The 20013-nt window shown below is 75.5% G+C and carries 18 protein-coding genes and 1 pseudogene; 15 read left to right on the top strand and 4 right to left on the bottom strand.

Annotated elements, in window-relative coordinates; all coding sequences use genetic code 11:
- Nucleotides 1–59: 59 nt before the first annotated feature.
- Genes hisC through ACI8AD_RS13660 form a run of 4 tightly spaced genes read left to right on the top strand, consistent with a single transcriptional unit; the run spans nt 60 to nt 3903 of the window.
- Nucleotides 60–1205, top strand: coding sequence for a histidinol-phosphate transaminase (gene hisC, locus ACI8AD_RS13675; RefSeq protein WP_456871080.1), 1146 nt, complete (start codon nt 60–62; stop codon nt 1203–1205).
- Between the two features lie 24 nt (nt 1206–1229).
- Nucleotides 1230–2258 carry a tryptophan--tRNA ligase gene (trpS, locus tag ACI8AD_RS13670; protein ID WP_456871079.1) on the top strand — a complete coding sequence of 343 codons (1029 nt, stop codon included), beginning with the start codon at nt 1230–1232 and terminating at the stop codon, nt 2256–2258.
- Nucleotides 2255–2830 carry a 2'-5' RNA ligase family protein gene (locus ACI8AD_RS13665; protein ID WP_456871078.1) on the top strand — a complete coding sequence of 192 codons (576 nt, stop codon included), beginning with the start codon at nt 2255–2257 and terminating at the stop codon, nt 2828–2830. The genes trpS and ACI8AD_RS13665 overlap by 4 nt, the downstream gene beginning before the upstream one ends.
- 38 nt (nt 2831–2868) lie before the next feature.
- The gene (locus ACI8AD_RS13660; protein ID WP_456871077.1) at nt 2869–3903 is read left to right on the top strand and encodes a YihY/virulence factor BrkB family protein; all 1035 of its coding nucleotides are present in this window, start codon (nt 2869–2871) and stop codon (nt 3901–3903) included.
- Here ACI8AD_RS13660 and ACI8AD_RS13655 read toward each other — a convergent pair.
- Entirely contained in the window at nt 3788–5134 is a 1347-nt protein-coding gene (locus tag ACI8AD_RS13655; protein ID WP_456871076.1) for a D-alanyl-D-alanine carboxypeptidase family protein, read from the bottom strand. The genes ACI8AD_RS13660 and ACI8AD_RS13655 overlap by 116 nt on opposite strands.
- Before the next feature lie 261 nt (nt 5135–5395).
- Here ACI8AD_RS13655 and ACI8AD_RS13650 point away from each other — a divergent pair, with 261 nt between their 5' ends.
- From ACI8AD_RS13650 to ACI8AD_RS13605, 10 genes are all read left to right on the top strand, one after another.
- A complete protein-coding gene (locus ACI8AD_RS13650; protein WP_456871075.1) occupies nt 5396–6463 on the top strand; it encodes a BMP family lipoprotein in 1068 nt (355 codons plus the stop codon).
- A 302-nt stretch (nt 6464–6765) separates the two neighbouring features.
- On the top strand, nt 6766–8367 hold the full coding sequence (locus ACI8AD_RS13645) for an ABC transporter ATP-binding protein (protein WP_456871074.1): 1602 nt from the start codon (nt 6766–6768) through the stop codon (nt 8365–8367).
- A complete protein-coding gene (locus tag ACI8AD_RS13640; RefSeq protein ID WP_456871073.1) occupies nt 8364–9620 on the top strand; it encodes an ABC transporter permease in 1257 nt (418 codons plus the stop codon). The genes ACI8AD_RS13645 and ACI8AD_RS13640 overlap by 4 nt, the downstream gene beginning before the upstream one ends.
- A gap of 55 nt (nt 9621–9675) precedes the next feature.
- Nucleotides 9676–10956 carry an ABC transporter permease gene (locus tag ACI8AD_RS13635; RefSeq protein WP_456871072.1) on the top strand — a complete coding sequence of 427 codons (1281 nt, stop codon included), beginning with the start codon at nt 9676–9678 and terminating at the stop codon, nt 10954–10956.
- On the top strand, nt 10957–11373 hold the full coding sequence (locus ACI8AD_RS13630) for a cytidine deaminase (RefSeq protein WP_456871071.1): 417 nt from the start codon (nt 10957–10959) through the stop codon (nt 11371–11373).
- Entirely contained in the window at nt 11373–12653 is a 1281-nt protein-coding gene (locus ACI8AD_RS13625) for a thymidine phosphorylase (RefSeq protein WP_456871070.1), read from the top strand. Before ACI8AD_RS13630 ends, ACI8AD_RS13625 begins: the two co-directional genes overlap by 1 nt.
- A gap of 81 nt (nt 12654–12734) precedes the next feature.
- Nucleotides 12735–13640, top strand: a complete 906-nt coding sequence (locus tag ACI8AD_RS13620) for an ABC transporter ATP-binding protein (RefSeq protein WP_456871069.1) — start codon at nt 12735–12737, stop codon at nt 13638–13640.
- Nucleotides 13637–14455 carry an ABC transporter permease gene (locus ACI8AD_RS13615; RefSeq protein ID WP_456871068.1) on the top strand — a complete coding sequence of 273 codons (819 nt, stop codon included), beginning with the start codon at nt 13637–13639 and terminating at the stop codon, nt 14453–14455. Before ACI8AD_RS13620 ends, ACI8AD_RS13615 begins: the two co-directional genes overlap by 4 nt.
- A gap of 9 nt (nt 14456–14464) precedes the next feature.
- Complete coding sequence (locus ACI8AD_RS13610; protein ID WP_456871067.1) at nt 14465–15541, top strand: adenosine deaminase; 1077 nt, start codon at nt 14465–14467, stop codon at nt 15539–15541.
- 234 nt (nt 15542–15775) lie between these two features.
- Nucleotides 15776–17251 carry a DEAD/DEAH box helicase gene (locus tag ACI8AD_RS13605; protein WP_456871066.1) on the top strand — a complete coding sequence of 492 codons (1476 nt, stop codon included), beginning with the start codon at nt 15776–15778 and terminating at the stop codon, nt 17249–17251.
- A gap of 341 nt (nt 17252–17592) precedes the next feature.
- Here the strand turns inward: ACI8AD_RS13605 and ACI8AD_RS13600 are convergent, their stop codons facing one another.
- The 3 genes from ACI8AD_RS13600 to ACI8AD_RS13590 are packed head-to-tail and all read right to left on the bottom strand — an operon-like array spanning nt 17593 to nt 19553.
- Nucleotides 17593–19137: a hypothetical protein gene (locus ACI8AD_RS13600; RefSeq protein WP_456871065.1), complete on the bottom strand. Its 1545-nt coding sequence runs from the start codon at nt 19135–19137 to the stop codon at nt 17593–17595.
- Between the two features lie 47 nt (nt 19138–19184).
- Nucleotides 19185–19358: a hypothetical protein gene (locus tag ACI8AD_RS13595; protein WP_456871064.1), complete on the bottom strand. Its 174-nt coding sequence runs from the start codon at nt 19356–19358 to the stop codon at nt 19185–19187.
- A gap of 27 nt (nt 19359–19385) precedes the next feature.
- Nucleotides 19386–19553 (bottom strand): FAD-dependent monooxygenase, encoded by a 168-nt coding sequence (locus tag ACI8AD_RS13590; RefSeq protein WP_456871063.1) that lies wholly within the window; start codon nt 19551–19553, stop codon nt 19386–19388.
- Nucleotides 19554–19726: 173 nt separating this feature from the next.
- Between ACI8AD_RS13590 and ACI8AD_RS13585 the strand changes: the two are divergent.
- Nucleotides 19727–20011: pseudogene (locus ACI8AD_RS13585) on the top strand (MarR family transcriptional regulator); the annotation flags it as partial.
- Nucleotides 20012–20013 lie beyond the last annotated feature (2 nt).

Genomic DNA, 20013 nt, shown 5'->3' with positions numbered 1-20013 from the left:
GGGGCCACCCTAGGAGCCCGCGCCCGGGAGCACCGGGCGCGCCGGAGGACTGACCCGTGGTGAGTGCACGTCCGGCCGTCCAGGCACTGCCGGCCTACAAGCCGGGACGCAACCCCGCCGACCTGGCGCGGGAGCTCGGTGTCGACCGTGCCGTCAAGCTGGCCAGCAACGAGGTCCCGTTCCCGCCGCTGCCCGCCGTCGTCCAGGCCCTCGCGACGACGGCGGCCGAGACCCACCGCTACCCCGACAACGGCGCCGCGGTGCTCACCGCCGCGCTGTCGGAGCACTACGGCGTCGACCCCGCCCAGGTCGTCCCCGGCTGCGGGGCGGTGATGCTCTGCCAGCAGCTGGCCCAGTCGTTCAACGACCCCGGGACGGCGATCGCCTTCGCCTGGCGCTCGTTCGAGATGTACCCGCTGCTCGCCCAGGTGGCCGGGGCGCGCAGCACCCGGGTGCCGCTGGTGCCCTCGCGGCCCGGCGGCTCCGCCGACACCCACGACCTCGACGGCCTGGCCGCCGCGGTCGACGAGGACACCCGGCTGCTGTTCGTGTGCAACCCGAACAACCCCACCGGGACGGCGGTGCGCCGCGCGGCGCTCGAGCGCCTCCTCGACCGGGTGCCGGAGTCGGTGCTGGTCGTGCTCGACGAGGCCTACCGCGAGTTCGTCACCGACCCCGACGTCCCCGACGGGCTGGAGCTGATGCGCGGCCGGCCGAACGTGGCCGTGCTGCGGACCTTCTCCAAGGCGTGGGGCCTGGCCGGCCTGCGGGTCGGCTACCTCGTCGCCGAGGACCCCGCCGTCGCCGACGCCGTCCGCCGCACCCACGTGCCCTTCAGCGTCTCCACGATGGCGCAGGCGGCCGCCGTCGCGGCGCTGCAGAGCCGCGACGAGGTCGCCCGCCGGGTGGCCGCCGTCGTCGCCGAGCGCGACCGGCTGACCGCCGCGCTGCGCGACCGTGGGCTGGAGGTCCCCGACAGCCAGGCCAACTTCGTGTGGCTGCCGCTGGGGGAGCCGACCGCCGGGGTGGCCCGCGCGCTGGAGGGCCGCGGGGTCATCACCCGGCCCTTCGCCGGCGAGGGCCTGCGGGTCACCGTCGGCACGCCCGAGGAGGACGACGTGTTCCTCGCCGCGCTCGACGAGGTCCTGCCCGGCGTGTCCGCCCCGGCCGGCGACGACGTGCGCAGCGGCGCGCCGGTCGGCTGAGCCGCGGCTGGTTTGATGGCCGTCGTGCCGCAGCACCTCACGTCCCCGCCCCGGGTCCTCTCCGGCATCCAGCCGACAGCGGGCTCCTTCCACCTCGGCAACTACCTCGGCGCGCTGCGGCAGTGGGTCGCGCTGCAGGACACCGCCGAGGCGTTCTACTGCGTCGTCGACCTGCACGCGATCACCATGGACTGGGACCCCGAGGAGCTGCGGCGCAACAGCCTGGTCTCGGCCGCCCAGCTGCTGGCCCTCGGCGTCGACCCGCAGCGCAGCACGCTGTTCGTGCAGAGCCACGTCCCCGAGCACGTGCAGCTGTCGTGGGTGCTCGAGTGCGTGGCCCGCTTCGGCGAGGCCAGCCGGATGACGCAGTTCAAGGACAAGAGCCAGCGCGAGGGCACGGCCGGCTCCTCGGTCGGGCTGTTCACCTACCCGGTCCTGCAGGCCGCCGACATCCTCGTCTACCAGGCCGACGAGGTCCCGGTGGGCGAGGACCAGCGCCAGCACCTCGAGCTCACCCGCGACCTCGCCACCCGCTTCAACGGCCGCTTCGGCCAGACGTTCACCGTGCCCGCCGCGCGCATCCCGCAGGGTGCGGCGAAGATCCTCGACCTGCAGTCGCCGGAGAAGAAGATGAGCAAGAGCCTGCCGCCGGCCGGCTGCGTCTTCCTGCTGGACGACCCGAAGGTGACGGCGAAGAAGATCCGCTCGGCGGTCACCGACACCGGCCGCGAGGTGGTCGCCGACCCGGTGGCCAAGCCCGGGGTCACCAACCTGCTGGCCATCCACAGTGCGCTGTCGGGCACCCCGGTCGCCGAGCTGGAGGAGCACTTCGCCGGCCGCGGCTACGGCGACCTGAAGAAGGAGCTCGCCGAGGTCGTCACCGACTTCGTCGTCCCGGTGCGCGCCCGCACCCAGGAGCTGCTCGACGACCGCGCCGAGCTCGAGCGGCTGCTCGCCGCCGGAGCGGCCCGCGCCCGGGAGGTCGCCGCGCAGACGGTGCGCACCGTCTACGGCAAGGTCGGCTTCCTGCCACCGGCGGGAGCGGTGTCGTGAACGACGACACCTTCGTCCCGCGCAGCCGGACGGTGCCGCCGCGGTCGGCCGTCGTCGGCGTGCTGGTGCCCGTCCCCGAGCCGTGGGGGCAGCTGCTGGTCGACTGGCGGACGAAGGTCGGCGACGCCCAGGCCACGATGGTGCCGCCGCACGTGACGCTGCTGCCGCCCACCGAGGTGTCCTGGACCGACCGCCCGGCGATCAGCGAGCACCTGGCGCGGGTGGCCGCCGCCCACCCGCCGTTCGACATGCACCTGTCGGGCACCGGCACGTTCACCCCGGTCAGCGACGTCGTCTTCGTCGCCGTCGCCAAGGGCATCGGCAACTGCGAGCTGCTGGCCTCCGACGTGCGCAGCGGGCCGCTGGCCCGGACCCTGTCCTTCCCCTACCACCCGCACGTCACCGTGGCCCACGACGTCCCGCAGGACATGCTCGACCTCGCCTACTCCGGCCTGGCCGACCTCTACGCCGAGTTCCGCGTCGGCTCGTTCACCGAGTTCGAGCAGACGGAGGCCGGCACCTGGACCGTCGCCCGCGAGTACCCGCTCACCGGCCGGCCCTACCGCTCCTGACCCTGCGGCCGGCGGGGCCGCGGCGCAGACTGGGCCCGGTGGGTGCAGCCAGGGACGACCGGTCGGGGCCGGGCGCACCCGCGCGCGTCGCCGAGACCGCCCGCGGGGTGTGGGGCCAGGTCACCCGCCTCGGTCCCGGCGCCACCGCCCGGGTGGACCGGCTGCGCCGGCGGGCACCCTGGTTCGACCACCTGGCCCGCGCCGGCGGCCGCTACACCCGCACCCAGGGCGACCTCATGGCCGCCGGCGTCACCTACTTCGTCTTCCTCGGCCTGTTCCCGGTGCTGCTGCTGGTCGCCTCGGTCATCGCGCTGGTCCTGTCCGGCGACGCCCTGCTGCAGCAGGAGCTCTACGACGCCATCCGCGAGGCGTTCCCCGGCCCGACCGGCGAGCAGATCGTCGAGGAGCTGCGCCAGGCGGTGGGCGCGGCGGGCATCACCGGCCTGATCGGCGCCGTGGGCGTCGTCTACGCCGGGCTGCGCGCCATGGACAAGCTGCGCATCGGCATGGAGCAGATCTGGAAGGGCCGTGCCGACGAGCCGGAGTTCTGGCGCGACAACCTGCAGGACCTGGTGGCCCTGGTGCTGCTCGGGGCGGTGGGCCTGGTCAGCCTCACGCTCACCGGCGTCGGCACCCGCGCCACGGCCTGGTTCCTGGACCTGCTGGGCCTCGAGGGCGTCCCCGGCCTCGGGGTGCTCACCAGCGTGCTGGGCCTGGCGCTGGCCCTCCTCACCGACGTGCTGGTCTTCCTCTGGCTGCTCCGGGTGGTCCCCTCGACCTCCTCGCCGCTGCGGCGGCTGCTGCCCGGCGCGCTCTTCGGTGCCGCCGGTCTCGAGGTGCTCAAGCTCGCCGGCACGCTCTACCTGTCGCTGATCGGCGGCAGCGTCACCGCCTCGGCGTTCGGCGGCGCGGTCGGCATCCTCGTGTGGATCAACCTGGTGGTCCGCTTCGCGTTCTTCACCGCTGCCTGGACCGCGACCCTGCCGTCCCTCGCCCCGGCGGCCCCCGCCGACCCGGCCGGTCCGGCACCCGTGCCGGCGGGGTCGGGCGCACCGCCCGCCGCACGCCGATGACCGTGGCGGCGACCACCGCGACGGCGGCCGCGCCCAGCGCCAGGGCGCCCAGGGCCGGCGGGCCGTCGTCGGCCACCGGCGCAGGCGCGGGGGCCCCGGCGGCCACCGCGGCCGGCGCGGTCGGCGTCGGGTCCGCCGTCGGCTCGGGGGCCGCGACGTCGGCCGCGGAGTCCACCAGCCGGCCGACGCCGCCCAGCGACGGCGGGACGGCGAAGCCCCAGTCGAGCAGCCGGGCGGCCTGGTCGGCCGCCCGCAGCGGCCGGCTCTCGGTGCCCATGACGCTGACCACCAGCCGCCGGCCGTCGCGCTCGGCGGCGGTGACGAAGGTGTGCCGGGCGGCGTCGGTGAAGCCGGTCTTGCCGCCCAGCCCGCCCGGGTAGTCCGCCAGCGGGTTCTCGTTCTGGATCTGGTAGCCGGTCGAGCGGCCCTCGACGCCGGGCATCTCCGCGACCGGGGTGGTGAGGAGCGCCGCGGTGGCCGGGTCGGCGACCAGCGCGCGGAAGAACAGCGCGAGGTCGTAGGGCGAGGAGGACTGCCCGGCGACGTCGAGCCCCGACGGCGTGCCCGCCACCGTGTCGAAGGCCCCCATCTCCAGCGCGCGGGCGTTCATCGCCGCCACCGTCGTCCCGGCGCCGCCGGCCGCGCGGGCCAGCGCGTTGGCCGCGTCGTTGCCCGACTGCATCACCAGCGCCTGGAACAGCAGCCACACCGGGTAGCGGCCACCGGCCACCATCCCGACCCGGCTGCCCTCCACCGCCTCGTCCTCGACGGTCCCCTCGACGACCAGCGCCGGGTCCAGCCGGTGGAACAGCGTCAGCACCGTCAGCGCCTTGAGCGTGCTCGCCGGGTAGTAGCGGCCGTGCGGGTCGCGGGCGGCCAGCACGTCGCCGGTGCCGGCGTCGGCCACCAGCCAGCCCGCGGCGGCGAGTCCGTCGGGCAGCGGCGGAGCACCGTCGACGACGACCGTGCCGCGGGTGTCGAGGCCCTCGCCGCCCACGGTGACCCCACCGGGGCCGTGGCCCTGGGGCGGGCCGCCGGGCAGCGGTGCGGTGGGGGTCGGGGCGGCCGGGTCGACCGTGGGCCGTGCCTCGGACACCGGCGCCTCGGACACCGGTGCGTCGGAGGCCGGCGCGGCCGCCGCCGGCGCCGTCCCGGTGCCCAGCCCGACGGCCAGCACCGCCGCGCCCAGCAGCGCCCGCACGGGGCGCCGCGCTCCCCCCAACCGCGCCACGGGACGACGCTAGCGGCGACGGCGGCGCGTGCCGAGACCCGTCGCGCCGGACGGGCCGGCGCGGCCCGCCCACCGGCCGCTTCGCAACGATCCCATCTCGGTCCGCCGTCCGGAGGGCGGTGCGGGCGGGGAGCGCGGTTAGCGTGCCCAGTCGACGCGTCCGGCGTCCCCGGCCGGGCCGGGGCTCCCGGGCGTGACCGACCCGGATCCACGGGAGCTCCCCTCCGTCTCTGTGGAGCTCCCCCCAGGAAGGAGTGCCTCTTGCGCGGAGCGCGGAAGACGAAGGTGGCGGCGCTGCTGCTCGCCGGCAGCATGGCCCTGGCCGCCTGCGCCAGCGACGAGCCCAGCAGCGGCAGTGGCGGCAGTGGCGACGGCGGGGGCGGTGGCGGCAGCGACGAGCTGCGCATCGGCCTGGCCTTCGACACCGGTGGCCGCGGTGACCGGTCGTTCAACGACGCGGCGGTCGCCGGTGTCGAGGCCGCCATCGAGGAGCACGGCGGCGAGTTCCAGGACCTCAGCCCGAACGCCGACGCCTCCAACCGCGCCGACCTGCTGACCCAGCTGGCCGACGAGGGCTACAACCCGATCATCGCCGTCGGCTTCGCCTACGGCGAGGTCATCGGCGACGTCGTCGAGCAGTACCCGGACACGACGTTCGCCATCGTCGACTCCTCCGCCGAGGAGGTCGGCGCCGACAACCTCACCGGCCTGCTGTTCAGCGAGGAGCAGGGCTCCTTCCTGGCCGGCGTCGCCGCGGCGACCAAGTCCGAGACCGGCCACATCGGCTTCGTCGGCGGCGTCGAGACCCCGCTGATCCAGAAGTTCGAGGCCGGCTACGTGGCCGGTGCCCAGGCGGTCAACCCGCAGATCATCATCGACCGGCAGTACATCTCGCCGGCCGGTGACTTCTCCGGCTTCAACGCCCCCGACCGCGGCCTGCTGGTCGCCCAGGGCATGTACGAGGCCGGCGCCGACATCGTCTACCACGCGGCGGGCGGCTCGGGTCTGGGCGTCTTCCAGGCGGCCGCGGCAGCCGGCAAGCGCGCCATCGGCGTCGACTCCGACCAGTACAACACCGTCGACGACCCGGCCCTGCAGGCGGTCATCCTGACCTCGATGCTCAAGCGGGTCGACAACGCCGTCTCGGCCTTCATCGACTCCTACGTCGACGGCAGCGTCGAGGGCGGCAGCGACATCGTCTACGACCTGGCGGCCGAGGGTGTGGGCCTGTCCACCTCGGGCGGCTTCATCGACGACATCCAGGACACGATCGACGACTACCGGCAGCAGATCATCGACGGCGAGATCGAGGTCCCGACGACCCCGTGACGCCGGCCGGCCTGCGGGCCGGCTGACCGGGACGCACGACGGCGGGCCCGGGGGAGCGCAGGCACCCCCGGGCCCGCCGTCGTCCCGTCCCCCTCCCGCCGGTCACCGGGCCGGGCGCGAGGGGGACCCCTGCCCGGCGCCGGCACCGGGGAGGATGCTGTGCGGACGTCCGCCGGGGCCCGCGCCCCGGCGGACCGACGTCAGCAGTCGCCGGGGACGCGGTCGATCCCGCGCCGCCGGTGCAGCAGAGTGGACGCGAGCCCGCGCACCCGCGGGACGCAGCGACGCAGGAAGGGCCCACCATGGCCACAGCAGGCACCCCGGCGGGCACGCCGGCCGGCCTGAGCAAGGGCGCCCCCGGCGGCGGCGAGGGGACGGCGGCGCCGCTGGCCGTCGAGCTGCGCGGCATCACCAAGCGCTTCCCCGGCGTGGTCGCCAACAAGGACATCGAGCTGCGCGTCCGGCGCGGCGAGGTGCACGCCATCGTGGGCGAGAACGGCGCCGGCAAGTCGACGCTGATGAAGACCCTCTACGGCATGCACCGCCCCGACGAGGGGCAGATCCTGCTGCACGGGCGCGAGGTGCACCTCCGCAGCCCGGCGGACGCGATCGCCGCCGGGATCGGCATGGTCCACCAGCACTTCATGCTGGCCGACTACTTCACCGTCCTGGAGAACGTCGTCCTGGGCAGCGAGCCGACGAAGGGTGGCCGGCTCGACCGCGCCGAGGCCCGCCGCCGCATCCGCGAGATCTCCGACGCCTACGCCCTGGGCCTCGACCCCGACGTCCTGGTGGAGGACCTCGGCGTCGGCGACCGGCAGCGCGTGGAGATCGCCAAGGTCCTCTACCGCGGCGCCACCACGCTGATCCTCGACGAGCCGACCGCGGTCCTGGTGCCGCAGGAGGTCGACGAGCTGTTCGGCAACCTCGCCGAGCTCAAGCGCGAGGGCCTGACGGTCATCTTCATCTCGCACAAGCTCGACGAGGTGCGGAAGGTGGCCGACTCGATCACCGTCATCCGCCGCGGCACCACCGTCGGCACCGCCGACCCGAAGACGACGACGGCCCGCCAGCTCGCCGAGATGATGGTCGGCACCGAGCTGCCCTCGCCGGAGACCCGCACTTCCACGGTCCGCGAGACCCCGGTGCTGCAGCTGCGCGACGTCACCGTCGCCTCACCCACCGGCCGCCCGCCGGTCGACGACGTCACGCTGACCGTCCGCGAGGGCGAGGTCGTGGGCATCGCCGGCGTCGAGGGCAACGGCCAGGCCGAGCTCGTCGACGCCGTCATGGGCCTGCGCTCCCTGGCCACCGGCACCGTGCTGCTCGGTGGCGACGACATCACCGCCTGGAGCACCCGGGCCCGCCGCGAGGCCGGCCTCGGCTTCATCCCCGAGGACCGCCACCGTCAGGGCATGCTGCTCGACGCGCCGCTGTGGGAGAACCGGATCCTGGGCCACCAGACCCGCCCGCCGGCGGTGAAGGGCCCGTTCATCGACCGGCGCGGCGCGCGCAGCGACACCGCCCGGATCATGCAGGAGTACGACGTCCGCGCGCCCGGCCCCGACACGCTGGCCGTCGCGCTGTCCGGCGGCAACCAGCAGAAGCTCATCGTCGGCCGCGAGATGAGCGCCCGGCCGCGGCTGCTGCTGGCCGCCCACCCGACCCGCGGCGTCGACGTCGGCGCCCAGGGTGCGATCTGGCGCCTGCTCGAGGAGGCGCGTGCGGAGGGGATGGGGATCCTGCTGATCTCGGCCGACCTCGACGAGCTCATCGGCCTGTCGGACACGCTGCACGTGATGCTGCGCGGCCGGCTGGTCGCCACCCTGGACCCGAGGTCGGTGACCCCCGAGGAGCTCGGCGGGTACATGACCGGGGCCCGGACGACGGCGGGTGCGGCGTGAACGTCCTCCGGAGGATCGGGCTGGCGCTGTTCGCCCCCGTCCTGGCCATCGTCGTCGCGGTCGTCATCTCCTCGGCCGTCATGGCCGCGCTGCAGGTCAACCCGATCCGGGTGTTCGAGGTGATGTTCGACTTCGGCGAGACGCCCTCGCAGCAGACCACCGCGATCGTGGTGATCCTCAACCGCGCGGTGCCGCTGTTCCTCGCCGGCCTCGCCGTCTCCATCGCCTTCCGCATGGGGCTGTTCAACATCGGCGTCGAGGGCCAGTACCGGCTGGCCACCGTGCTCGCCGCCGGCGTAGGGGCCGCGGTCGCGCTGCCGGGGCCGCTGCACGTGCTGCTCATCGTGCTCGTGGCGATGGCCGTGGCCGCGCTGTGGGCCGGGATCGTCGCGGTGCTCAAGGTGACCCGCGGCGTCAGCGAGGTCATCAGCTCGATCATGCTCAACGTCATCGCGCTGGGCATCGCGTCCTACCTGCTCACCGGCCCGCTGCGGGGCAGCCCCGAGGGCGCCTCGATCATCTCCACCGCGGAGATCCCCGAGTCGGGGTGGATGCCCAGCCTCAACGGCGTCTTCGGCGCCCTGGGACTGGCCACCCCGCCGCGGCAGCTCTACGGCTTCCTGCTGGTGGCCGTCGTCGTCGGCGTGCTGATCGCGGTGCTGCTCAACCGCACCCGCTTCGGCTTCGACCTGCGGGCGGCCGGCCTGTCGCCGTCGGCGGCCAGCGCCAGCGGCGTCGACTCCCGGGCCATGGTCGTGAAGACCATGCTGCTGTCGGGTGCGGTCGCCGGGCTCATCGGCATGCCCGACCTGCTCGGCTCCACCCACGCCTACACCACCGACTTCACCTCCGGGCTGGGCTTCCTCGGCATCGCCGTGGCGCTGCTCGGCCGCAACAAGCCGGTCGGGATCGCGCTCGGCGCCCTGCTGTTCGCCTTCCTCGACCGGTCCCTGGTCCCGCTGCAGATCCAGGACTTCCCGGCGTCGGTGGTCACGATCATCCAGGGCACGATCGTGCTCGCCGTGGTGATCGCCAACGAGATCGCCCGGCGGGTGGCCCTCCGCTCCGCCGAGCGCGGGTCGGCCGTCCCCGCGATCGTCGCCGGCGACGGCAGCACGGGCCCGGGCCAGGCCGCCTCGGGTGCGGCCTCCACCGGCGGCGCCGCCGACGGCGGGGAGGGCACCGGTGCCGGCGTCAGCCGGACGGCCGGAGCCGGGCAGCGTTCCGACGAGCGGCAGGAGACCGGGGCATGAACGCACCCCACGAGAGCGCTCCGCCGGCGCTCCACGCTTCCGCGGGGACCCCGGCATGAGCACCGTCACGACCCCCTCCGGGACCCGGCCCAGCCGCGGCCCGCTGACCGACCTGTTCACCGGCGGCGGGCGGTCCCGCCGCGTGCTGTGGCTGCTGCTCGGCGTCGTGCTGCTGGTCTCGATCGTGCGCGTCATCAGCGGCGAGCAGCAGCTGACCAGCTCCTCGACGATGGCCGCGGCGCTGCTGCTGGCCGTGCCGATCGGGCTGGCGGCGCTCGGCGGCCTGTTCTCCGAGCGCGCCGGCGTGGTCAACATCGGCCTCGACGGGATGATGACCCTCGGCACCTGGGGTGCCGGGTTCGCCGGCTACCAGTGGGGCTGGGGCGCCGCCGTCGTCGGCGGGCTGCTCTTCGGCGCCCTCGGCGGGCTGCTGCACGCGGTGGCCACGGTGACCTTCGGCGTCGACCACGTCGTCTCCGGCGTGGCGATCAACATCCTCGCCGCGGGGCTGGTGCGGTTCCTCTCCGAGCTGCTCTACAGCGACAACCCGGCCGGCGGTGGGGTCACCCAGTCGCCCCCGGTCGACGGCACACCGCCGACGTTCTCGGTCCCGGTGCTCTCCTCCGGCCCGGACCTGCTCGGGTCGCTGGAGCGGCAGGGCTGGTTCCTCGTCAGCGACGTCGCCGGCATTCTGCGCGGGTTCACCAACGGCATCGGCCTGCTCACGCTCATCGCGGTGCTGCTGGTCCCGGCGAGCTACCTGCTGCTGTGGCGCACCGCCTTCGGGCTGCGGCTGCGCTCCTGCGGCGAGAACCCGGCCGCCGCCGACTCCCTCGGCGTCCCGGTCTACCGGCTCAAGTACGTCGCGGTGCTCATCTCCGGCGCGCTGGCCGGCCTGGGCGGGGTGTTCCTCGTCTTCATCGCCGGCATCTACCGGGAGGGCCAGGTCAACGGCCGCGGGTTCATCGGCCTCGCGGCGCTGATCTTCGGCAACTGGCGGCCGGGCGGGCTGGCCGCGGGCGCCGGGCTGTTCGGCTTCACCGACGCGCTGCAGCTGCGCAGCCGTGCCGCCGTCGTGGCGCTGTTCCTGCTGGTCGCGATCCTGCTCGCGGTCCTCGCCGTGGTGCAGGCGATGCGCGGCCGGCTGCTGGTGGCCGGCATCGCCGGCGTCGTCGCCGCGGCCGCGCTGGTCGGCTTCCTCACCGTCGACGCCCTGCCGCCGGGCATCGTCTCGTTCACGCCGCACCTGACCACGCTGCTGGTCCTGTCGCTGGCGTCCCAACGGCTGCGGATGCCCAAGGCCGACGGACTGGTCTACCGAAGAGGAGAGAACTAGATGGCGGACGTCGACTGGGACGCGCTGCGCGGCGCGGCCCGGGAGGCCATGACGCACGCCTACGCGCCCTACTCGCGGTTCCCCGTGGGCGTGGCCGGGCTGGTCGACGACGGCCGGGTGGTCACCGGCTGCAACGTCGAGAACGCCAGCTACGGGCTGGGCCTGTGCGCCGAGTGCGGGATGGTCAGCGACCTCGCCCGCACCGGCGGCGGCCGGCTGGTCGCGGTGGCCTGCGTCGGCGGGGACGGGCAGCCGCTGATGCCCTGCGGGCGCTGCCGGCAGCTGCTCTGGGAGCACGGGGGAGCCGACATGCTCATCGAGACCGTGTCGCTGGGCATCGTGCCCATGCGCGAGGTGCTGCCCGACGCGTTCGGCCCCGAGGACCTGGTCGCCGCCGCCGGGCGGGGGCAGGGCTGATGGCCGCCTTCGACGCGATCGACGTGCTGCGGGCCAAGCGCGACGGCGACCGGCTCACGCCCGAGCAGATCCGCTGGGTGATCGGCGCCTACACCGACGGCACCGTCCCCGACGAGCAGATGAGCGCGCTGCTCATGGCGGTGTTCTTCCGCGGCATGGACGGCGACGAGCTCGCCGTCTGGACACAGGCGATGATCGACTCCGGCGAGCGCAAGGACCTGTCGTCGCTGGGCCGGCCCACCGCCGACAAGCACTCGACCGGCGGGGTCGGTGACAAGACCACCCTCCCGCTGGCGCCGCTGGTCGCCGCGTGCGGCGTGGCGGTGCCGCAGCTGTCCGGCCGCGGGCTGGGGCACACCGGCGGCACGCTGGACAAGCTCGAGTCGATCCCCGGCTGGCGTGCCGACGTGCACGAGGAGGCCTACCTGCGCCAGCTGGCGGAGGTGGGCGCGGTCATCTGCGCGGCCGGGCACGACCTCGCGCCGGCCGACAAGAAGCTCTACGCGCTGCGCGACGTCACCGCGACGGTCGAGTCGATCCCGCTGATCGCCAGCTCGATCATGAGCAAGAAGATCGCCGAGGGCGCCGACGCGCTGGTGCTCGACGTCAAGACCGGGTCGGGCGCGTTCATGAAGGACCCGGAGTCCTCCCGCGAGCTGGCCCGCACGATGGTCGGGCTGGGGGAGGCGGCGGGGGTCACCACGGTGGCCCTGGTGACGGCGATGGACCGGCCGCTGGGCCGCGCCGCCGGCAACGCCGTCGAGGTGGCCGAGTCGGTGGAGGTGCTCGCCGGCGGCGGCCCGGTCGACGTCGTCGAGCTGACCCTCGCGCTGGCCCGGGAGATGCTCACCGGTGCCGGGCGTCCCGACGTCGACCCCGCCGACGCGCTGCGCGACGGCCGCGCGATGGACGTGTGGCGGCGGATGATCACCGCGCAGGGCGGCGACCCCGACGCCCCGCTGCCGCAGCCGGCCGAGAAGCACGTGGTGACCGCCCCGGCCACCGGCACGCTCACCCGGCTCGACGCCTACGCCCTCGGCGTCGCCGCCTGGCGGCTGGGTGCCGGCCGGGCGCGCAAGGAGGACGCGGTGTCGGCCGCGGCCGGCGTCACGTGGACGGCGGCCGTGGGGGAGCAGGTCACCGAGGGGCAGCCCCTGCTGGAGCTGCACACCGACGACCCCGCCCGCATCCCGCGGGCGCTGGAGGCGCTCGAGGGCGCCGTCGGCGTCGACACCGGCGACGAGCCGCTGCCGCTGCTGCTGGACCGCATCTCGGCGTAGCGGCCCCTGTGTGCACTTCCGCGGAAGTGCACACAGGGGCGGCCAGCGCCGTCTCGCCACGGAGGAGGAGACTGGACCCCCGTGACGAGCACGTCCGCGCACGTCGTGGCCGACGACCGGCCGCACCCCGGTGACCCGCTCGACCCGGACGCCGCGATCTCCGTCCGCGGGCTGGTGAAGCGCTACGGCGACCGGGCCGCCGTCGACGGCCTGGACCTCGACATCCGGCGCGGGGAGATCTTCGCGCTGCTGGGCCCCAACGGCGCCGGCAAGACCACCACCGTCGAGATCCTCGAGGGCTACCGCGCGCGCGACGCCGGCGAGGTGCGGGTGCTCGGCGTCGACCCGGCGCGCGGCGGGCGACGGTGGCGGGCCGACCTCGGCATCGTGCTGCAGTCCGGCGGCGGGGACAGCCAGCTGTCGGTGCGCGAGCAGCTGCAGGCCCGCGCGTCCTACTACGCCGACCCGCGCGACCCCGCCGAGGTGCTCGAGCTCGTCGGGCTCACCGCGCAGGCCGACGCCCGCGGCCGCACCCTCTCCGGCGGCCAGCGGCGCCGCTTCGACGTCGCGCTGGGCATCGTCGGCCGGCCGCGGCTGCTGTTCCTCGACGAGCCGACCACCGGCTTCGACCCGGAGGCGCGGCGGCAGTTCTGGGCGATGGTGCGCTCGCTGCGCGACCTGGGCACCACGATGCTGCTCACCACGCACTACCTCGACGAGGCCGAGACCCTCGCCGACCGGGTCGGGGTGCTCGCCCAGGGCCGGCTGGCGGAGGTCGCCGTCCCCGCGGCCCTGGGCGGCCGCGGCACCGCGCCGGCGGTGGTCAGCTGGACCGAGGACGGCGTCCGGCGCACCGCCGAGACCACCACGCCGACCGCCTTCGTGCAGGACCTCGCCGCCCGCTTCCCCGGCGAGGTGCCCGACCTCGCGGTCGGCCGGCCGACCCTGGAGGACGTGTACTTGAGGATGATCGGGAGGGGCGAGTGACGGCGGCACCGCCACGGAGCGCGCTGCCCTCGCCGGGCCGGGTGTACCGCACCCGCGCCGGTGTCGAGCTCAAGGAGTTCTTCCGGCAGCGGGAGTCGGTGGTCTTCACCCTCGTCTTCCCCGTCGTCCTGCTGCTCGCCCTGGGCGCGGTGCTCGACTACGACCTCGGCTCGGGCGTGGACTTCCCGCAGTACTTCATGGCCGGGGTCATCACCGCCGGGGTGGTGGGCTCGAGCCTGCAGAACATGGCGATCCACATCGCCGCCGAGCGCTCCGACGGGACGCTGAAGAGCCTCGCCGGCACGCCGATGCCCAAGAGCGCCTACTTCGTGGGCAAGGTCGTCCAGGTCCTCGCGGTGACCGCGGCGACGGTCGCCCTGCTGCTGCTGGTGGGCGTGGCCGTGTACGGCATCGACCTGCCCTCGGGCGCGGACTGGGTCACCTTCGCGTGGGTGACGGTGCTCGGCGCGGCCGCCTGCACGCTGCTCGGCATCGCGGTGTCCTCGCTCGCCCGCAACGGCCGGTCGGCGTCGGCCACGGTCACCCCGATCGCGCTGGTCCTGGAGTTCGTGTCCGGGGTGTTCCTGCCCTTCGAGCAGGTCCCCGGCTGGCTGCAGGACGTCGCGTCGCTCTTCCCGGTGAAGTGGCTGGCCCAGGGGCTGCGCTCGGTGTTCCTGCCCGACGCCCTCGCCGCCTCCGAGCCGTCGGGGTCCTGGGAGCTCGGCCGCGTGGCGCTGGTCCTCGGCGCCTGGTGCGTGGCCGGGCTGGTGCTGTGCGTCCTGACCTTCCGCTGGCAGGACCGCGGCACGAGATAGCGTCTCCCGGTGCCCGCACCGCTCGACGCCGACGCCGTCCGCCGCGCCCCGAAGGTCCTCCTCCACGACCACCTCGACGGCGGGCTGCGGCCCCGGACGGTGCTCGAGCTCGCCGAGGAGAGCGGCTACCGCGACCTGCCCGCCGGCGACGCCGAGGCGCTGGGCACCTGGTTCCGGCAGGCCGCCGACTCCGGCTCGCTGGTGCGCTACCTGGAGACGTTCACGCACACCGTGGGCGTGATGCAGCGGCCCGAGGCGGTGCGCCGGGTGGCCCGCGAGTGCGCCCTCGACCTCGCCGCCGACGGCGTCGTGCACGCCGAGGTCCGCATGGCGCCGGAGCTGCTCACCGCGGGCGGCACCCCGATCGAGGAGGCGGTCGAGGCCATCCTCGACGGCTTCGCGGCGGGCAGCGCCGAGGCCGCCGCGGCGGGCACCCCGATCTCGGTCGGCACGCTGCTGTGCGCCATGCGGCAGGCCGACCGGTGGGAGGAGGTCGCGGGCCTGGTGGTCCGGTACCGCGATGCCGGCGTCGTCGGCTTCGACCTGGCCGGCCCCGAGATCGGCTTCCCGCCCGACCGGATCCCCGCGGCGATCGCGCTGCTGGACCGCGCCGGTGCCCACCGGACGATCCACGCCGGGGAGGCGGCCGGGATCGACAGCATCCGCGCCGCGCTCGACGGCGCCTCCGCCGAACGGCTCGGCCACGGCGTCCGCATCGCCGACGAGGTGCCGATGGAGGGGCCGCTGGGTCCGCTGGCGCGGCGGGTGCTCGACGAGCAGGTGCCGCTGGAGGTCGCGCCGTCGTCGAACGTGCAGACCGGCGCCTACCCGTCGATCGCCGCACACCCCGTCGGCCGGCTGCACCGGCTCGGCTTCGCCGTCACGGTCAACACCGACAACCGGCTGATGAGCGGGGTGTCGGTCACCAGCGAGCTGGCCGACGTCGCCGCCGCGCACGGCTGGGGCTGGGACGACGTGCAGACGGTCACCGAGCGGGCGCTGGCCGCGGCCTTCCTCGACGAGGCCGAGCGCGCCCGGCTGCTCGACGACGTCGTCCGTCCGGGGTTCGCCGCGCTGCGCGGGTGAGCACCGCCACCGCCTGCTCGCGGAACGGGCGGGGGACCGGCGCTGTTACCGTGGGTGTGCCGGCAGTCGCCGGACATCCTCCCGGACGGTCCGTCCGGGCATGAGCGCATCCGTGCAGATCCGCCGCGTCGACGACGCCCGCGATCGCCAGTGAGGACGCCAGGCCCCGTTGCCGGGGTGGCGCCCGCGCACGCCACGGGACGCGCCCGAGCAGTATCGGAGTCCCACACCCGCATGTCCTCGTTCGACCTCGTCGACGCCGTCGACACCCAGAACGACTCCCCGAACCACCCCCAGACCACCCCCGAGCCGACCACCCCCGGCTTCGCCAGGCTCGGCCTGCCCCAGCCGCTGGTGACGGCGCTGGAGCGGCGCGGCATCCACGCGCCGTTCGCCATCCAGGCCACCGTCCTGCCCGACGCCCTCGCCGGCCGCGACGTGCTCGGCAAGGCCGCCACCGGCTCGGGCAAGACCCTCGCCTTCGGCCTGCCGCTGCTCGCCCGCCTGGGCCTCACCGCCCGCCGCGGCCCGCGCGCACCGCGGGCGCTGGTCCTGGTGCCCACCCGCGAGCTCGCCCAGCAGGTCTCCGACGCGCTGGCGCCGCTCGGCCAGGCCATCGGCGTCCAGTTCGCCACCGTCTACGGCGGCGCCTCGATGGGCCGCCAGATCTCCCAGCTGCGCCGCGGCGTCGACGTCGTCGTCGCCACCCCCGGCCGGCTGCAGGACCTCATCGCGCAGGGCGAGGCCACCCTCGCCGACGTCGAGGTCAGCGTCATCGACGAGGCCGACTTCATGTCCGACCTCGGCTTCCTGCCGGTCGTGCAGGAGCTGCTCGACCAGACCCGACCCGACGCCCAGCGGCTGCTGTTCTCCGCGACGCTCGACGGCGAGGTCGACGCGCTGGTCCGCCGCTACCTGACCGACCCGGCCCGGCACGAGGTCAAGCGCCCCGGCGACGACGCCCCGCCCGCCGAGCACCTGGCCTACAGCGTCGCCTTCCGCGACAAGGTGCCGGTGACCCAGGAGCTGGCCGCGCGACCGGGCCGCACGATCGTCTTCGCGCGCACCCAGCTCGGCGTCGACCGGCTCACCGAGAACCTGCGGGCCGCCGGCGTCAAGGCCGAGGCCATCCACGGCGGCCTGCCGCAGTCGGCCCGCCGCCGGGCGCTGGAGGAGTTCACCGACGCCCGCAGCCCGGTCCTGGTGGCCACCGACGTCGCCGCCCGCGGCATCCACGTCGACGACGTCTCGCTGGTGCTGCACTACGACCCGCCGGCCGACCACAAGACCTACCTGCACCGCTCGGGCCGCACCGCCCGCGCCGGTGCCGCCGGTGTGGTGGTCTCCCTGCTGCTGCCCGACCAGGTGGGCCAGGCCAAGCGGCGCTTCCGCCAGGCGAAGGTCGACCCGCAGGTCAGCCGTGTCCGGCCGGGCGACGCCCCGATCGCCGAGCTCGTCGCCAGCGGCGTGCCGGTGGAGCCGAAGGAGCGGCCGGCCCGCGAGCCGCGGCGCCCGCACGGCGGCCCCGGTGGCCGGCGTCCGCGCCGCGACGGCGACCGCCCGCGCCGGTCCTACGGCGAGGGGAGCCGGCGCGAGGGTGGCCGTCGCGAGGGTGACCGCCCGCGCCGTCCCGCCGGTGACCGCGACCGCTTCCGCGGCCCCGGCGAGCGCGGTGTCCGCGCCGACCGTCCGGCCGCCGCGCGCGACTGAGCAAGGGCCTCCTGGCCCCCCACCCCTCGCTCCGCTCGGGTCGGGACCCTGCCAGGAGGCCGTTCCAGCACCTCACCAGCGGCCGGTCCCGGTTCCCGGGGCCGGCCGCTGTGCTGTCCGGTGCACGGTCGTGCCCTGCACACGGGTGTGTGCAGAGCACGAGCCCGCGGTGGAGGTGGTCCGGCGGACGCTCGTGCTCTGCCCCCGGTGCGGGGGCAGAGCACGAAGGCAGGGGCCCCCGGGTGGTCCCGCGGAGGCTCGTGCTCTGCCCCCAGGAGCGGGGCAGAGCACGACTGCGCGCAGGACGAGGTGCCGCCGCCCGCGGGCTCCGGACCCGGCCGTCAGTCCCGGAAGACGAGAGCGCTGCTGACCTGGGTGACGACCTCGTCCCACGCGGTGCGCAGCGGTCCGGCGTCCTCCGCGCGCAGCGGCGTGCCCGGCTCCCGCTCGCCGATCGCGACGGCACGGCCCAGCGGCGCGGACGGCGCGAGCAGCTCCTCGACGCGGGACAGGCCGGCGTACTCGGCGACGTCGCGGACCCCCTCCACCGGCTGGGCGAGGACGCCGTGGTCGACCAGTCCGGCCGCGCCGCCGGACACCTCGGCGAGGACCTCGGCGAGCTCGGTCAGGTCGTAGCGGTCCTGCTCGGCGGGCAGGGGCAGCGTGTCGGTGTCGGCGACCTCGGGCCACGACGCGATCTCGGTGAGATCGTGCTCCTCGTCGCCGGCGACGAACCGGGCGAGGTCGGCGGGGGTGTCGAACAGCCAGATCTCGCCGTCGCGGCCGAGGAAGCGGGCGACGTCCTCCACGTAGCAGCGCAGCGTCACCCCGGCGCCGTCGGGGACCACCAGCTCCACCGGCAGGATCCCGACGGCCTCCCAGAACTCCGCCGCCGCGGCCACCGCCGCCGGCGTCGCGGTGATCCGGCTCCCGCCGCGGATGGTGCTCACCCCCGCGGTCGCCGCCTCCGCCGGCGCGGCCGCCGTCGACCCGGCCGCGGGCCGGTCGCCCGGGCCGTCGGAGCCCGGCGCCACGGTCCTCCGCGAGCCGGCCGCGCCGACCGTGGTGGCCCCCGCCGGCCCGACGTCCCCGGTGTCCTCCGCGGTGTCGTCCTCGTCGTCGAGGTCCTCGTCGTCCAGGTCGTCGTCGTCGGCGGCGGAGGGGTAGGCGTCGAGCGTGGTGGTGCCGGCGCCGGTCCAGTCCAGGTGGCCCGACAGCTCCTCGAGGACGTCCTCCCACAGGTCGTCGAGCGCCCCGCCGACGCCGCCCCACGCGTCCTCGCCCGAGCGGCCGACGAACGCCTCCACGCCCAGCCCCAGCGAGCCGATCTCCGGTCGCGCGACCAGCTCGGCCAGCGCGGGGAACTCGGTCTCGTCGTCGTCGAGGTCGGCGTCGTCGGTGTCCGCGTCGTCGGTGTGGGTGTCGGGCTCGGTGCGCTCGTCGAGGACCCGGGAGCCCACCGCCGGGGTGTCCTCGTCGGCGCCGCCGGTGTCGAGGCACTCGGCCAGCCGGGAGACGATGTCGACCGTGGCGGCCAGCTCCTCCACAGCCCACCGGTCGGGGTTCTCGGCGGCGATGTCGTAGACGCCGTCGAGGTCGTAGCGGTGGTCGTCGTCGGGCGTCAGGTCGGCCGCGCCCAGCCCCGCCACCACCGGCCAGACCGGGTGGTCGGCGAGGTCGTGGTCGGTGGCCGTGCGGCAGAACGCGGCCAGCGCGGCCGGGGTGGGGAACAGGTGCACCGTGGCGGTGTCCCCCTCGGAGGTGCCGAGGAAGGCCTGCCACTCCTCGCCGTCCTCCTCCCACGGAGGCGCCCACAGGGTGTAGCCGGTGCGGTCGTCGAGGATGAGCGCGATGGGGACGATGCTGGGCCTGGCCACGGAGCCCATCCTGCCCGGCGCCGGCCGCGCCCGCGCCCGTGGGTTCAGGCTCCGGTTCAGGCAGCGACGGGCTCGGCCCGATCGACGTGGTGGCCGGTGAGCCAGGCGTCGGGCGGCGTGCTGCGGCGGGCGAGGTGGCGCGCGAACAGCGGCATCGCGACCCGGTCGCGCACGAAGCGGCCGACCGGCCCGGGCGCCTTGGCGCTCCCCGTGCGCCGGCCGCGGCGCACCACGGCCTCGACCCGGCGACGGCGCAGCTACGCGTAGGCGGCGCACGCGTCCTCGGCCCGGGGGAGGTCGCGCAGGCAGCGGGCCAGCGTGACGGCGTCCTCGAAGGCCATCGACGCGCCCTGCCCGGACGCCGGCGAGGCCGCGTGCACGGCGTCCCCGACGAGCACCATCCCGTCGCGGTGCCAGGTGGGCACCCGCGGCAGGTCGTAGGTGGGCCAGCCGGCGAAGAGGTCGCGCAGGCGCTGCCGCCACGCCTCCGGGTCGTCCGCGGCGACGTCGTCCCGCGTGGGCTCGTCGCGGCTCGGCGGGTTGGTGAACCACCAGACGTCGCCGTCCGGGGGCGCGGCGGCGTCGAGCCCGGGAGACCGGCCTCGCGCCGGCCTCGGTCACCGCGCTGCTCGACCGGCTCGAGCGCAAGGGGGCCGCCCGCCGGGTGCCGCACCCGACGGACGGCCGGCGCGCCCTCGTGGAGATCGACCCGGGCCACCTGCAGCGTCAGTACGCGGTCTTCGCCGACCTCGTCCACCGGCTGGAGGAGCTCAACGCCGAGTTCACGGACGACGAGCTGGCCACCGTGCTGCGCTGGCTGCGCGGTGCGGCCGCCCGTCAGCTCGAGGCGACGCACCGGCTGACCGACGACGCGGCGTCCTGACT

The organism is Geodermatophilus sp. SYSU D00766 (assembly GCF_054049915.1).
Note: the sequence above shows the minus strand (reverse complement) of the source record. Positions and strands in the feature narration are given on the sequence as shown.